The 15296-nt window shown below is 38.9% G+C and carries 11 protein-coding genes; 6 read left to right on the forward strand and 5 right to left on the reverse strand.

Translation table 11 applies throughout. From position 1 onward, the window contains the following. Window positions 1–14: 14 nt before the first annotated feature. Together purL and B2906_RS07345 are read right to left on the reverse strand one after the other, a co-directional pair. The gene (purL, locus tag B2906_RS07340; RefSeq protein ID WP_286936655.1) at window positions 15–3698 is read right to left on the reverse strand and encodes a phosphoribosylformylglycinamidine synthase; all 3684 of its coding nucleotides are present in this window, start codon (window positions 3696–3698) and stop codon (window positions 15–17) included. Between the two features lie 258 nt (window positions 3699–3956). Continuing rightward, the gene (locus B2906_RS07345) at window positions 3957–4763 is read right to left on the reverse strand and encodes an alpha/beta fold hydrolase (protein WP_286936663.1); all 807 of its coding nucleotides are present in this window, start codon (window positions 4761–4763) and stop codon (window positions 3957–3959) included. Window positions 4764–4974: 211 nt separating this feature from the next. Here B2906_RS07345 and B2906_RS07350 point away from each other — a divergent pair, with 211 nt between their 5' ends. The 4 genes from B2906_RS07350 to B2906_RS07365 are packed head-to-tail and all read left to right on the forward strand — an operon-like array spanning window position 4975 to window position 11532. Next, entirely contained in the window at window positions 4975–5583 is a 609-nt protein-coding gene (locus B2906_RS07350; protein WP_219958244.1) for a TetR/AcrR family transcriptional regulator, read from the forward strand. Between the two features lie 11 nt (window positions 5584–5594). After that, on the forward strand, window positions 5595–6947 hold the full coding sequence (locus tag B2906_RS07355) for a TolC family protein (protein ID WP_219958245.1): 1353 nt from the start codon (window positions 5595–5597) through the stop codon (window positions 6945–6947). A gap of 44 nt (window positions 6948–6991) precedes the next feature. Next, window positions 6992–8125 (forward strand): efflux RND transporter periplasmic adaptor subunit, encoded by a 1134-nt coding sequence (locus tag B2906_RS07360; RefSeq protein WP_219958246.1) that lies wholly within the window; start codon window positions 6992–6994, stop codon window positions 8123–8125. A gap of 2 nt (window positions 8126–8127) precedes the next feature. Further along, a complete protein-coding gene (locus tag B2906_RS07365) occupies window positions 8128–11532 on the forward strand; it encodes an efflux RND transporter permease subunit (protein WP_219958247.1) in 3405 nt (1134 codons plus the stop codon). A gap of 351 nt (window positions 11533–11883) precedes the next feature. On the opposite strand, the gene B2906_RS07370 is transcribed toward B2906_RS07365, so the two are convergent. Further along, the gene (locus B2906_RS07370; RefSeq protein ID WP_091654629.1) at window positions 11884–12270 is read right to left on the reverse strand and encodes a single-stranded DNA-binding protein; all 387 of its coding nucleotides are present in this window, start codon (window positions 12268–12270) and stop codon (window positions 11884–11886) included. 221 nt (window positions 12271–12491) lie between these two features. Between B2906_RS07370 and B2906_RS07375 the strand changes: the two genes are divergently transcribed. Together B2906_RS07375 and B2906_RS07380 are read left to right on the forward strand one after the other, a co-directional pair. Then, window positions 12492–13112, forward strand: coding sequence for a YdeI/OmpD-associated family protein (locus tag B2906_RS07375; RefSeq protein WP_219958248.1), 621 nt, complete (start codon window positions 12492–12494; stop codon window positions 13110–13112). Window positions 13113–13181: 69 nt separating this feature from the next. Continuing rightward, window positions 13182–13688, forward strand: a complete 507-nt coding sequence (locus B2906_RS07380; protein ID WP_219958249.1) for an SRPBCC family protein — start codon at window positions 13182–13184, stop codon at window positions 13686–13688. Between the two features lies 1 nt (window position 13689). Here the strand turns inward: B2906_RS07380 and B2906_RS07385 are convergent, their stop codons facing one another. Both B2906_RS07385 and B2906_RS07390 read right to left on the reverse strand, forming a co-directional pair. Continuing rightward, window positions 13690–14382 (reverse strand): HAD family hydrolase, encoded by a 693-nt coding sequence (locus tag B2906_RS07385; protein WP_219958250.1) that lies wholly within the window; start codon window positions 14380–14382, stop codon window positions 13690–13692. Continuing rightward, the gene (locus tag B2906_RS07390; protein ID WP_219958251.1) at window positions 14382–15296 is read right to left on the reverse strand and encodes an alpha/beta hydrolase; all 915 of its coding nucleotides are present in this window, start codon (window positions 15294–15296) and stop codon (window positions 14382–14384) included. The genes B2906_RS07385 and B2906_RS07390 overlap by 1 nt, the downstream gene beginning before the upstream one ends.

The following is a 15296-nucleotide window of genomic DNA, read 5'->3' on the forward strand; positions in this document are numbered from 1 at the left end:
TAATTTTCAACTCTTTAGTTCTTTTCCTCAACCCATTTACGGGCATTGACAAAGGCTTCTAACCAAGGTGTAAATTCATCATTTCTATCCATAGGATAGTGAGCCCAGTTCCATGGCTTCAATGAACGCTCAATATGAGGCATAATAGCTAAATGTCTTCCATCTTGAGAGGCTATTCCGGCTACTGAATAATCAGAACCATTTGGATTTCCAGGATAGGCTTCATAGCTATATTTCATTCCTATATGATATTCACTTTCGGCTTTTGGCAAATAAAACTTTCCTTCTCCGTGAGCTACCCACACTCCTAAACGCTGACCGGTAAGGTTTCCAAGCATCACAGTTTTGTTTTCTGGAATGGTCACATTGACAAAGGAGGACTCAAATTTATGAGAGGCATTGTGAAGCATTTTTGCTTTATGAACAGGATCTTCTGAACCTACCAGTCCAAGTTCTACCATGAGCTGGCAACCATTACATACTCCCAAACTCAGGGTGTCAGGTCTTGCATAGAAATTATCTAAAGCTTGTTTTGCTTTTGGATTGTAAAGGAAAGCTCCTGCCCAGCCTTTCGCTGAACCCAAAACATCAGAGTTGGAAAAGCCTCCTACAAAGACTATCATCTGTACATCTTCCAGATTTTCCCTCCCTGAGATCAAATCTGTCATGTGCACATCTTTCACCTCAAACCCTGCAAGCCAAAGTGAATAAGCCATTTCTCGGTCTCCGTTCACTCCTTTTTCTCTGATAATAGCTGCCTTCTCCTTTCCTGTTTCTTTTCTGAATGGATTGATTCCAGACTCAGCAAAACTTCCTTTCCAATTTGGAGCAAATTCATAAGAAAGTGGCTGATTTTTATAATTGTCGAAACGGTCTTTCGCGAGTTTTTCTCCGGATTGCTTTCTGTCTAAAAGGTAGGATGACCTAAACCAGATATCTCTATGCTGCTCAATATCCAGACTTAAATCTTTTCCTAGAAAATCAATCTTACCTGAGTTGGTAACTGTTGCCAGTTCTACATAATCAATATCTGCCTCAACCAACAGGGTTTCTACAGGATGATCGTCAGGTACCTGAATTAGAATACCTGGATTCTCTGCGAATAAGGCTTTCACCAAATCATTTTCTCCCAGTCGATCAATTCTTACTTCCAATCCAATTTCTGGAGTTGGGAAGCACATTTCCAATAGTGCTGTGATGATTCCACCTGATGAAATATCATGTCCAGCATGTATCCAAGTTTGGTCGATCAAATCCTGTACAGCTTTAAATGCCTTGGCAAAATATGCGGCATTGACCACCGTAGGCGTATCTGTACCTACTTTATTGAGCGCCTGATAAAAGCTGGATCCTGCTAGTTTGAAACTGTCTTTTGAAAAGTCTATGTAAAGAATTCTACTTCCTACAACCGGCTTCAAAGCAGTTTTTACAGTTTTTTGAACGTCAAAACATTCTCCTACTGTAGATATAATTACTGTTCCCGGCGAGTAAACCACTTTTCCGTCAGGATATTTCTGAGTCATGGAAAGGGAGTCTTTTCCAGTTGGGATATTGACGCCCAATTCAATGGCAAAGTCTGAAACTGCTTGAACTGCACGGTATAATCTGTCGTTTTCTCCTTTGTTTTTAGCAGGCCACATCCAGTTGGCAGAAAGAGAAACTCCCTTCAGCCCATCTGAGATAGGTGCAAAAATCAAGTTGGTCAATGCCTCTGCAATAGCTAATCTGCTACCCGCTTCTGGATTGGCCAATGCAGCTACTGGGGCATGACCGATTGAAGTAGCGATCCCTTTATTGCCTGTGAAATCCAAAGCCATTACTGCTACATCATTCAGAGGTAGTTGGATTTCTCCTACAGTTTGCTGAGTGGCAACCCTGCCTGTTACTGATCTGTCCACTTTATTGGTTAACCAATCTTTACAAGCTACGGCTTCCAATTGCAATACTTCTTGGATATACCCTTTGATCAATTCAGGATCATAGCTTGCTTCTGCGAATGAGGCATTTCCCGATTGATCTTCCAATATGGTTTTTGGAGAAGATCCAAACATGTATGCCAAATTCCAATCAACTGGTTTTTCTCCTGTCTTTTGATTTTCGAATTTGAAATGCATGTCTCCGGTGGTCTCACCTACCACATAAAAAGGAGCCCTTTCTCTTTCTGAAAGTTGCTTTAGCGTAGCGATATCTTCCTTGCCAACAACTAAGCCCATTCTTTCCTGAGATTCATTTCCAATGATTTCCTTCGCGGAAAGAGTTGAATCACCTACAGGCAATTGGTCAATGTGGATGGTTCCACCTGTACTTTCTACTAATTCGGAAAGGCAATTTAAATGACCACCTGCACCATGATCGTGAATTGAGATGATAGGATTATTTTCACTTTCAGCCATTGCCCTAATCACATTGGAAACACGCTTCTGCATTTCCGGATTGGATCTCTGTATGGCGTTTAATTCAATTGCATTGGATAATTCACCAGTGTTGAGGGAAGAAACCGCTGATCCTCCCATACCAATTCTATAATTATCGCCTCCCATGATTACAATTTGATCACCGGCTTTAGGCTCTTCCTTTTTGGTGTATTTGGCATTCGTAAAACCAATTCCACCAGCTAGCATGATTACTTTATCAAAACCAAAATGCTTGTCGCCTTCTTCATGCTCGAATGTTAAAACTGATCCGGCGATCAAGGGCTGTCCGAATTTGTTTCCAAAGTCAGATGCGCCATTGGAGGCTTTGATCAGGATATCCATAGGAGTCTGGTAGAGCCAAGGTCTTTCTTCCAGCTTGTTTTCCCAAGTTCTGCCTTTTTCTGATCGGGAATAAGAAGTCATGTAAACTGCCGTTCCTGCCAAAGGAATAGAAGCAGTTCCCCCAGCAAGTCTATCTCGGATTTCACCTCCAGATCCTGTAGCTGCTCCATTGAAAGGTTCAACAGTAGTAGGGAAATTATGGGTTTCTGCTTTCAGGGAAATGACCGTGTCAATTTCTCTTTGCTCAAAAAAGTCAGCCTGATGCTGGGTTTTAGGAGCGAATTGATGCGCTTTGGGACCTTGGATAAATGCCACATTGTCCTTATAGGCAGATGCAATTCGATTTGGATGCTTTTTGGAAGTTTCTTTGATCAATTGGAAGAGCGTCATGGGCTTTTCCTGACCATCGATGATAAAGGTTCCGTTGAAAATTTTATGTCTACAATGCTCAGAGTTGACTTGGGAAAAACCAAAAACCTCTGAGTCGGTCAATGGTCTACCGAGTTGTTTAGAAACATTTTCCAAATAAGCGATTTCTTCTTCGCTAAGAGCCAATCCTTCTTTTTGATTATAGCTCGCAATATCCTCAATAGACTTAATTGGTTCTGGTTCCAAATGAATATCAAAGATCTCCTGATCCAGATTTTCATAAGCTTTTTGAAGCATCGGGTCAATTTGATCACCTTCAGCAAGTGGAAAAAACTCCTCAATTCGCTGGATTCCCTGAATGCCCATGTTCACCGTGATTTCCACAGCATTGGTAGACCATGGGGTGATCATTTCTTTTCTTGGGCCGGAAAATTTCCCTGCTACTTCTGGAGTTTGGATGGGTGAAGCTTCGCCGAAAAGCCAGTTAAGTTTTGTAATGTCTTCTTGGGCGAGAGGTTGTGGAGTCTGTACTGCGTAGACTACTTTTTGAGGTGATTCAAAGAAGAAAATCATGTCCTTGAGCTGGTAAGTTGCAAAGGTAAGGAATTGGCTTGAAGTGTAAAAAGTGAGGGTGGAAATAATCGGTTGTATTATCTTAGAAATTGCTGGTTTTTCAAATTACAGGAATTGAGTGGACTTATATTCTAAAGAGGGAATCAAGCAGGAACTAAAATTTTCAAGCTGTTTGAAAAATGAATTTTACCAAACATGAATTCTTAGAAGCCTTAAGTTTTATCCCAACCTTTTGTAGGGCGCTTTTCTGAAATTAGTTTAAGCATCTAATTTCTCCTGATTTAAATATTCAACAGTTGCCTGAATAAGTCCTCCGTGACCAACCGGAAGAATATGAGATTTTAAGTGAGGGATTTTACTACTGAATCTTTCTAGGTTATTCGCAGTCACCATTTTGTCATATTTCCCCGTGAAAAGAAGAATGGGAGTTTTTAATTTTCTTGCATTTCTGATGATCTGACCAAGTCGGAGTTGAATTCCACCGAAAGTTTTCCAGGTAAAATAAACTTGCGCCCTTTGAGATCTGTATTCCATTTGGGTTTGTACAAATTTTGAAATACTACTTTCCACAAGGCCAATCTGACTTAATCCGTTTACTACAGAAAAGAAGCGACGAGGCTTGAATACAATTTGCTTAAATAAAGCATGAAAATAAGCTGGATAGCTACTGATGCTGTAAAATACTCCGGTCTTAATTCCATCTGGAGCAAGTAGGATCATACTTTGAACATTCTCCGGAAATAATTCATAAGTCAATAATGAAAACTTACCTCCCATGCTATAACCTATCAAATGGAATTTCGAGATTTCTTCTTTTTTAAAAAGACTTTTTAAGGTTTCTGCCCAAACTGATTTTGTCAAGGGGTTTTCGTGACTTTTCCATTGACTTTTTCCGTGATAAAAAATGTCAATGAAAAGAAAGCGCTGTTCGGGTTTTAGAATTTTAGAAAACGGCAATAAATCACTGTGATCTTGGCCAAAGCCATGAAAAATAAGAAAAACCTCCTTTCCATCTCCAAGAGATTTGTATGCTAAAGATCCAAATTGACTGTCTAGAACTCTCATTTTTTAATGAAAATTGAAGATAAACGAAATTTAGATACCGAAAAAAGTAATTTGAAATGCAAAATAAACTATTAAAAACAAATGAAATTGTATCAAATCGAACACTTTATAATAGTGTATCAGTTCGAACACAAAATATTATTTCATAAAAAACTTTGGAAACTTTGAACATTTTGAAAGTTTCCGTAGTTTTGACTCAAATTTCAAGTAAGTGGAGACGAGAGAAAAAATATTGGATGTAGCAATTGAGCAATTTTCCAGGTATGGAGTACGCAATACCACTATGGATGATATTGCCCGAATGATGGGTATATCTAAGAAAACGCTCTATCAGGAATTCAAGGACAAGAAGGAGTTGGTAAATGCTACTTTTTCAGCTATGCTGGAAAGGGACCAAGAGAAAATGGCCTTTTTAAAGGACTCAGGTACAGATGTCATTGAGCATTTGGTGAAAATTTCGAAGATGATGAGAGAGCGTTTGACTAACATTAATCCTCTTGCTATCATGGAGGTTCAAAAATATTTCCCTGAAGCATGGAAAATCTTTGAAGAGCATAAGGAACAAGTAATCATGACAGACTTTGTCAATATTTTGGAAAGGGGGAAGCAGCTTGGATATTTTAGGAGTGAAATAGATGCTCATATTTTAGCCAGACTGAGGGTGAATCAAATTGCCTCCGCTATGGAACCTTCCAATTTCAATAATGAAAATTACAATTTGGTAGAGGAGCAAATGCAAATGATGGATCATTTTCTGCACGGAATATTCACAGAAAAAGGACGTGAAGCATATCAAGAACAACAAGCAAAACTCAGCTAATTAACCCAGCGATGAAAAAATATTTACTCATTCTTCTATGTCTTAGCTTGCCTGTACTACATGGGAATGCGCAAGAAATAGTCAGGCTTACCCTTGAAGAAGCATTGAGTTATTCTCTTGAGAATAATGTCAATGTAAAAAATGCCAAACTAGAGACCTTAATTTCCAAGGCTACTGTCAAAGAAACAACAGCAACGGGATTGCCTCAGATCAATGGTAATTTTGATTTGAATTATAACCCTGCAATCCCAATTGTTTTTCTTCCAAATGAACCACCTTTTGGCGATCCCAATGTACCGGGAGATGTTATCCCTGCGAGATTTGGCGTGAGTTATCAATCCAATTTGGGTGTGAATATGACTCAAATGATTTTTGACGGATCTTTCTTTGTAGGACTTAGAGCCGCCAAAACTTACAAGCAATTGACGGATCTGGATTTGGTTAAAACCAAAGTAGACGTGATTGAATCAGTGAAGAAAGCTTATTTCGGAGTTTTGGTGAATGAAGAAAGAATCAGGCTTTCCAGAGCAAATCTGGCAAGAATCGATACGCTTCTTTCTGAAACTAGGGCATTGAATGAAGCTGGTTTTGCGGAAAAAATTGATGTTTCTAGAATTCAGGTTCAGCGAAATAATACTGCTACTCAATTAGAACGAAGCCTTACAGCACTTGAAATAAGTGAGCAAATCCTGAAACTTCAGATGGGGCTTCCTATGGAATACGATTTGGAATTGGGAGAGTCATTGTCCCAACTGAATCCCATCGAAGAAATCAATGCATTACTTCAGGAGGAGGGAATGGAAAGGGTAGAAGTGAGTCAACTTCAGACTAATTTGGAGTTGGTGCAGCTCGACCTGAAAAACAATCAATCTCAATACATGCCTAAGATTGATTTTATTGCCAATGCGCAGAGAGCAGGCGCCGGTAATACCTTCAATACTGTATTTGATAAGCAAAACTGGTTTGGAAGTTCCTTGCTGGGAGTTTCTATGAAGGTGCCAATCTTTGATGGGCTCTCAAAAAGTGCTAGAATTCAAAAGAACAGATTGCAGATGATGCAGTTGGAGAATCAGAAATTCTTTTTGCAAGAAAGCATTAAAAACGAAGTCTACACTGCCAAAACCAATTTGAAAAATGACTTGAATATTTTGGAAATTCAGCGTGAAAATTTGGAATTGGCGCGGGAAGTCTATGACATATCCAAAATCAAATACAATGAAGGTGTGGGTTCCAATCTTGAAGTAGTGGAAGCAGATGCTGCGCTAATTGAGGCTGAAATCAATTATTTAACTGCCCTATATGACGGCTTGGTCGCCAAAGTTGATTTGGAAAAAGCCTTGGGTATTTTATCAACAAACCAATAAAAACTACCACCATCCTTATCAGGGAGATAATTATCATATCAATCATGAAATCAATCAGTAAGTTATTACCCCTAACTCTTGTGGTCCTTTTTGCGATAGGCTGTGCTTCAGATGAATCTGTAGAAGCAAAAAAAGCTGAATTGGATAAATTAAGGACTGAGGCATCCGAAATTCAAGCTTCCATCTTGGAATTGGAAGCGGAAATTGCCAGCCTGGATCCGGAATATGCCAAGCAAAATCAAAAATCTATTTTGATCACCACCGCTCAGGCAAAGAAAGCAGAATTTGAGCACTTTGTAGAAGTGACAGGATCGGTATTATCGAAGAAAAATGTCATCATCAGTGCTGAGACAGGAGGTAGAATTCTAGAGGTACCGGCAATTGAAGGGATGAGAATGACCAAAGGGCAGGTTTTGGCAAGAATTGATGCTGAATCTATTCAAAGGAATATCGAGGAATTGGAAACAAATCTAGATTTGGCAAAAACACTTTTTGAAAAACAAAAAAGACTTTGGGAGCAGGAAATTGGTACTGAAGTACAGTTTCTAGAAGCGAAAAATAGAAAAGAAGGATTGGAAAGAAGTTTAGCTTCCTTGAAAACCCAATTGAATAAATCTATGGTGGTAGCACCATTCAATGGTACAGTGGAATCAGTTCAGATCAGATTGGGAGAACTGGTGCAGCCTGGAACTCCGATGTTTCAGTTTGTTGGTGAGAGCGACCTATTTATTGAGGCAGACATATCAGAATCCTATGTTGGAGTTTTGTCTAAGGGGGATAGTGTGGATGTTTCATTTCCATCCATTGGCAAAGAACTGAAAACCAAAGTGAGCTCTGTAGGTGCTATTATTAATCCAAACAACAGAACATTCAAAGTGGAGGTTTTCCTTCCAAATATTCCACAAGTGAAGCCGAATATGATCACCGTTTTGAAGATTCAGGACTATGAAAATCCATCTAGTGTAATAGTTCCAAGCTATCTCATACTTAGTGATAGCAAGGGTGATTATATCTACATAGTAGATGGTGAACTTGCCAAAAAACGATATATCAAAAGAGGTAGAACATTTAATAACGAAACTGAAATCCTGGAAGGTCTAGAAGGTAACGAAACCTTGGTTGATAAAGGATTCAGAGAGGTAGGAGATAATTTTAAAGTAAATATTTCGCAACTGTAATTATGGCTGAGCAACCAAAATCTAAAATTATTCGGGAATTTGGACTGTCCAGTCTGAGTGTAGATAACTCTACCTCGGTGGTAATATTAACCTTAATTATCACCGTGCTCGGTTTGAGTGCATATAGGACAATGCCGAAGGAGAGTTTCCCTGAAATTGTAATTCCAACAGTTTATGTAGGAACTCCTTATCCAGGCAACTCTCCAGTGGATATGGAAAATCTCATCACGAGACCCATTGAAAAAGAATTGAAATCTCTGAATGATGTCAAGGATATCAAATCCACTTCTGTTCAGGACTTTTCTTCCATAGTCATTGAGTTTAATCCCGGGGTAGAAATATCCAAAGCTATCCAAGATGTCAAGGATGCAGTGGATAAGTCAAAAAGTGAATTGCCGACTGATTTGGATCAGGACCCAAATGTCCTTGAGATAAATACTTCGGATTTCCCTATAATGAATGTGAATATTTCTGGAGACTATTCGGAGTCGGAATTAAAGAAGTTTGGGGAGTACTTGGAGGATGAGATTGAAAAGTTGGCTGAAATTTCCAAAGCAGATCTTGCCGGAACCGTGGAAAGAGAAATTCAGGTCAATGTCAATCCTTATAAAATGGAGGCGACCGGAGTGAATTTTAGTGATATCTCTGGTGCCATACAATCTGAAAATGTGACCATTTCTGGCGGTAATATCCGGGCTGGAGACTACACACGCTCTTTGAGAGTGGATGGAGAGTTTTCAGACCCTATGGAGCTTCTGGATATCATAGTCAAGACGGATAATCAAAAGATCGTATATCTAAGGGATGTAGCTGAGGTCAAAGATACCTACAAGGAAAGAAGTTCTTATGCCAGAAGCAAAAACCTTCCAGTTGTAACAATCAATGTAACCAAGAGGTCAGGAGAAAACCTACTTATTGCTGCTGATAAGATCAAAGCTATTATCGATAAAACCAAGGCAAATCGTTTTCCTTCTGACCTGGAAATAACCATCACCAATGATCAGTCTAAGCAGACGAGATTACAAGTAAGCGATTTGGAAAACTCCATTATTTTCGGAGTAATCCTGGTGGTTTTGGTATTGATGTTTTTCCTTGGATTCAGAAATGCTCTCTTCGTGGGTATTGCCATTCCACTATCCATGTTCATTTCCTTCCTGGTGCTAAATGCCTTTGGAATCACACTGAATTTGATGGTGTTATTTTCCCTCATCCTCGCATTAGGTATGTTGGTTGATAATGGCATTGTGGTAGTTGAAAATATCTACCGATTGATGTCAGAAGGGCTCAGTGCATCCGAAGCCGCGAAACAGGGAGTAGGAGAGGTAGCTTGGCCAATTATTACCTCTACAGCTACTACATTGGCTGCATTCCTTCCATTGGCATTTTGGGATGACATTGTGGGAGAGTTTATGAAGTACTTGCCAATTACTTTGATAATTGTCTTGTCTTCTTCACTGTTTGTAGCATTGGTGATTAACCCTGTATTGACTTCCCTTTACATGAAAGTGGAGGATGTTTCCAAGGATAAACCTAAACAGAAGCCAATCATTGTTGCGGGAAGTTTTCTGATTTTCTCTACACTATTGTATTTATTGGGTTGGACAGCTCTTGGTTCATTAATGTTGGTTGCCTGTGTATTGACCTTGTTTAATGTCTTTGCATTGCGAAAGGCTATTCGATGGTTCCAGACCGTTTTCTTGGTTAACCTTGAAAATTTCTATGAAAAAGTATTGGATTATGCTTTGCATGGTAAAAGGCCATATTTCTTCTTTGGTGGAACAGTTCTTCTCTTAGTTCTTTCAGTTGCCTTATTAGGTATCAGAGCACCAAAAATCCTTTTCTTCCCTGATAATCAACCACAATTGGTCAATGTTTTTGTGGAGTTTCCCATTGGAACTGACATAGAGGCAACAAATGAGTTTGTGGATAAAATGGAAGATGAGGTAATGGTTACTTTGGAGCCTTATCAAGGAATCATCGAATCGGTTATCACCCAAGTTGGTGAAGGTACAGGAGATCCAACAGAAGGCCCAAGCAATCAGGCAACGCCACATAAAGCAAAAATGACCATTGGTTTTGTGGATTACATCGATAGACAGGGTGTAAATACCAATAAAGCAATGGAAGATATCCGGGATATGGTTGAAAAATATCCAGGTGTCCAAATTACAGTAGATAAGCAAAGAAATGGTCCGCCTGTAGGAAAGGCTGTTAATATTGAATTTATAGGTGAGGATTATGAGCAATTAATTGCTTTTGTAAACAGGACTAAGGAATATCTGGATAAGCAAAATGTAGCCGGTTTGGAGGAATTGAAGACTGACCTTTCATTGGGAAGTCCTGAGGTAGTGCTGAATATTGATAGAGAAAAGGCAAGGAGATTTGGACTCTCTACTTCAAATATTGCTACTGAATTGAGAACCTCACTTTTTGGATTGGAAGTATCCAAATACAAGGAGGGAGAGGATGATTATCCTATTCAGTTGAGGATGATGGACGAGTATAGATATGATATCAATACGCTTGTCAATAAGAAGATTGGTTTCCGGGATAAATTTGGGGAGAAAAAAGAAGTCCCAATAGCCTCTGTTGCAGATGTAAAATATGGTTCTACCTATGGTTCTGTGAAAAGAAAAGATCTGGAAAAAGTCATCACGATGTTTTCCAACGTCTTGGAGGGCTATAACCCAACTGAAATCAATACACAGATCAAGAATTTGATGGCTACTTATGAAGTTCCGGATGGAATTCAGGTGAAGTTTACGGGGGAACAGGAAGAGCAAGCTAAATCACAAGCATTCTTAATGCGAGCCTTGGCTATAGCAGTTTCCTTGATTTTCTTGATCATCGTTGCGCAGTTTAACTCAGTTACCACTCCATTCATCATCATGGCCTCAGTTGTCTTAAGTACTATTGGGGTATTCTTAGGCTTGGTTATTTTCAACATGGATTTCGTAGTGATTATGACGGGTATCGGAATTATTTCTCTTGCTGGGGTGGTGGTAAACAATGCTATTGTATTGATAGACTATACCAATCTTGTCAGAGATAGAAAGAGGGAGAAATTAGGGGTAAAAGATGGAGAATATTTATCCTATGAAGAATTGGTAGGAAGTATTGTAGAATCAGGGAAGACGCGTCTTCGTCCTGTACTACTAACAGCAATAACTACAGTACTGGGATTGATACCTTTGGCCATAGGAATGAACATCAATTTTGGCACTTTATTGAGTTCTTTTGACCCTCAGTTTTATGTGGGAGGAGATAATGCAGATTTCTGGGGTCCAATGGCTTGGACCGTGATTTTCGGGCTAACCTTTGCGACCTTCCTTACGTTAGTGATCGTACCAGTCATGTACTTGCTGGCAGATAAGTTAAATATGAAGCTGCGTAAGGTAAAAGCATGATTGATTTAAGGTTGGTGGTTTTTTTTGAAAAAACCTCCGGGACAATGTTCCGGGGGTTTTTCGTTTTTTAAGAAGAGAATCTTCTGTCTAATTTCAAGCGGAATTTTAATTCTTCCTTGTCTTTAAATTTAAGAGTCCAACATAAGATTCATTGTTTCCGACATTTCAATAAAAAATATATTGTAATTAAGGGGCTGTCTCCAAAGTGATTTGGTCACATTGAGTATCCCGAAGACCTTACGAGATCGATTTTAGGCTAAAAGGATAATAACGGCCCTCATCCCCTGCATGATGCCAGGTGGCCTCGCAGACTGACATTAAACAGAATTATGAGACAGCCCCAATTAATTTTTAAAAAGGCAAATCATCCTCACCTTGCACTACCGTTGCCTTTTCCTTGCCTTTGGGGGATCCCAAAAGCAGAAAGTCGTGGACTACGATTTCTGTGATATATCGCTTGTTTCCGTCTTTGTCAGTATAATCTCGGTTGGAGATTTTTCCCTCTACAGCAAGCTCAGAACCCTTGTCGGTGTACTTTTCCAAGATTTCTACTTGCTTGCCCCAAATCACAAGGTTATGCCAAGTGGTTTCCGTTACTTTCTCACCTTGTTGATTACGGTAAGTTTCATTGGTAGCAAGATTGATTTTGCCCAATTTCCTTCCAGACTCTAAAGTCTTAACTTCAATTTTGTCGCCTAGACGGCCGATTAGCTGAACTTTGTTTCTTAGCGTGTTCATAGTTTTTGTTAGTTAAAATTTGACATGCATCGTTTTCGCCAGAGGAAAACTTGATGAGCCCAAGTTCAGTAACAGGTCGAAAATTAGTCGGGAGGCAGTCGATAGTATCCGATAGCAGTCGTTTGTTGTCGGATAATATGCCTTTAAATAGGTTTTGGGCTATCTCTAAATTTGAAATGAAAAAATAAAATCTAAAATTGAATTGGAAAACCACCAAAATAATGGATAAAAAAATCTCAGAATATTTTTCCAGTGGTTGTGGGCGTTGCTCCTTATTTCAAACTCCTCATTGCAAGGTTCACACTTGGCAAGAAGAATTGTTGCTGCTTCGCAGCTATGTCATAACAACAGAATTGGTCGAGGAGCTTAAATGGTCGCAGCCTTGCTATACTTTGAATGGGAAAAATGTACTAATCCTCTCATCATTTAAGGATTGTGTCTTTTTGTCTTTTTTAAAAGGTTCCTTGATGAAAGACCCAGCAAATATTTTAGAGTTTGCTGGACCAAATAGCCGAACTGGAAAGCTATGGAAATTTTATAATGCAGACTCAATCAGGGAAAACAGAGAATTAATTATCCACTATATCCAAGAGGCAATGGAGATAGAAAAATCAGGAATCAAAACTTCTTCTATAGACACTAAGCCCAAGCTTCCCGAAGAACTTTTAGCGTATTTTAGAAATGATAGTCTTTTCAAAAAAGCCTTCGAGTCTTTAACTCCAGGTAGACAAAGAGGCTATTTGATTTATTTCAATCAGGCGAAGCAATCTGGTACTAGGATGAAAAGAATCCAAAACTCAGTTGTAAAGATTATGGAAGGCAAAGGGTATAATGAATTTTAATTCGCTGTTGGTCAATTTGCTGATAATGTGTAAATTAAATAATTGCCTTTTGATCTTTAAATCAGCTCCATGGAAAAATCTATTGATTGGACGACTTTCACCCGTAGAATCCATATTCAGAAACCAGCTCAATTGGTCTTTGATGCTTGGACTCAAAAACGATTATTAGAAACTTGGTTTTTAGAAATAGCTGAATTCAAAGACTCAAACGGAGTTGGAAGAAAGCCCATTGAAACTGTTCAGCAAGGGGATACTTTTTCTTGGAAATGGAACAATTGGCCACATCGAGAAGAAGGGGAGGTATTGAAAATAAAAAATAAAAAACTCATCTCCTTTACTTTTGGCCCTGGAGGCATTGTTGATATTCATTTGAAAGAAAGCAAATGGGGAACTGAAGTCACCTTAATTCAAAAACAGATCCCTACTGACGATAAACATAAAATGGAACTTTTTGTGGGTTGTTATGGTGGATGGACTTTTTGGTTGGCGAATCTAAAAGCTTGGATGGAGCATGGTATCACTCTTCATGCAACTGGCTTAAATGAAGGAGATACAACTAATTTGGTCAATTCCTGAATTACATCCTCCTAATTAAATCAGCCGCTAAGGAAATATTTTCTACTTCGGCGAATCTTTCGTGTTGGATTTCATGGTCTATTTGCTCATGAATCCAAGTAATATGAAAAGGTATGTGAATGGCATGTCCGCCTATTTCTAGCACGGGTAGTATATCAGATTTTAAGCTATTGCCTAACATGACAAAATCCGAAGGAGAAACATCTAAATGGCGAATGAGCTTTTCAAAATCTGCCACTTTCTTTTCACTCATAATTTCTATGTGATGAAAATATTTTTCCAGACCTGACTTCTTCAATTTCCTTTCCTGATCCAAAAGGTCGCCTTTGGTTGCTAAAACTATCCTGTAATCCCCGTTCAAACTTTTTAAAACTTCCTCAACCCCAGGAAGGAGTTCAACGGGCTTTTCCAGCATTTCTCGACCAATTTTGATCACTTTTTCTATCAATAAAATCGGCATTTTATGCTCACTGATTTTCATGGCTGTTTCTATCATGGAAAGCATAAAGCCTTTTATTCCGTAGCCATATAATTGGAGATTTTCTATTTCTGTTCGGTATAGCTCCTTGATTATCGCATGCTCTGGCATAAAGTCTTCTAGTAGTGAAGCGAATTTTTCTTCTGCTTCTCTGAAAAATGGTTCATTCAACCAAAGTGTATCATCTGCATCGAAAGCAATTACTTTAATCGGCATTAGTTTAGAGTTTTAATCCAATCCAAAAGTACTAATCTCCAGTTTTCCACAGTTCCTTTTCCCATTCCAAAAGCAAAACCATGTCCGCCACTTGGGTAAAGATGTAATGAGGCCGAAACTTCATTGGCTCTTAGAGCCTGATAATAAAGGAGGCTGTTTTCTACTGGAACAGCCAAATCATCTTGAGCATGAACCAAAAAAGTAGGTGGAGTATTGGCATTCACATTTTTCTCATTGGAAAAACGATCGATGAGTTCCTGTGAAGGCTTTTCTCCCAATAGGTTTTTTCTGGATCCCCCATGAGTATATTGATCTTGGAATGTGATGACAGGATAAACTAAAATGGAAAAATCCGGTCTTGCTGAAATATTGTCAATTTTATCTTTGGTTCTTTCCAATTCATAGGAAAATTGGGTGCTTAGTGTTGATGCCAAGTGTCCTCCAGCAGAAAAGCCCATTACGCCAACTTTTTCTGGATCGATATTCCAAATTTCAGCATGATGTCTAACCAACCTTAATGCTCTTTGTGCATCTAATAATGGAACTTCCTTGGGATTGATTAGAGACTGGGAAATCGGAAGTCTATATTTAACTACTATACCTGCAATTCCCTGTGAATTCAGCCATTTGGCAAAATCTGTCCCTTCCCAATCATAAGCTAAGATTCCATATCCTCCCCCTGGAAAGATTACGACTGCCTGACCGGTAGCAATTTGCTTTGTTGGAAGATAAACTTCTATGCTAGGGATTTGCACGTTTGATATTCGAAGGATTCCTTCTTGGATAGAAACTTCTTGAGACCCAGATGTAATCTGTAGAGGCGGATTACCTTTCCAAAGTGATATGATATAATTCTGAGCCAATACAGATATTGAAAAAAAGATGAAAAGAAAAGTAGGAATAGCCTTTTTCAT

The sequence above is a fragment of the Algoriphagus sp. UBA3586 genome (assembly GCF_002376385.1).
Taxonomy (GTDB): Bacteria; Bacteroidota; Bacteroidia; order Cytophagales; family Cyclobacteriaceae; genus Algoriphagus; species Algoriphagus ornithinivorans.

Bases quoted from the DNA above. Each gene is read 5' to 3' on its own strand.
- purL (WP_286936655.1), bottom strand. From the start codon at position 3,698: ATGATTTTCTTCTTTGAATCACCTCAAAAAGTAGTCTACGCAGTACAG.
- B2906_RS07345 (WP_286936663.1), bottom strand. From the start codon at position 4,763: ATGAGAGTTCTAGACAGTCAATTTGGATCTTTAGCATACAAATCTCTT.
- B2906_RS07355 (WP_219958245.1), top strand. From the start codon at position 5,595: ATGAAAAAATATTTACTCATTCTTCTATGTCTTAGCTTGCCTGTACTA.
- B2906_RS07360 (WP_219958246.1), top strand. From the start codon at position 6,992: ATGAAATCAATCAGTAAGTTATTACCCCTAACTCTTGTGGTCCTTTTT.
- B2906_RS07365 (WP_219958247.1), top strand. From the start codon at position 8,128: ATGGCTGAGCAACCAAAATCTAAAATTATTCGGGAATTTGGACTGTCC.
- B2906_RS07370 (WP_091654629.1), bottom strand. From the start codon at position 12,270: ATGAACACGCTAAGAAACAAAGTTCAGCTAATCGGCCGTCTAGGCGAC.
- B2906_RS07375 (WP_219958248.1), top strand. From the start codon at position 12,492: ATGGATAAAAAAATCTCAGAATATTTTTCCAGTGGTTGTGGGCGTTGC.
- B2906_RS07380 (WP_219958249.1), top strand. From the start codon at position 13,182: ATGGAAAAATCTATTGATTGGACGACTTTCACCCGTAGAATCCATATT.
- B2906_RS07385 (WP_219958250.1), bottom strand. From the start codon at position 14,382: ATGCCGATTAAAGTAATTGCTTTCGATGCAGATGATACACTTTGGTTG.
- B2906_RS07390 (WP_219958251.1), bottom strand. From the start codon at position 15,296: ATGAAAAAGGCTATTCCTACTTTTCTTTTCATCTTTTTTTCAATATCT.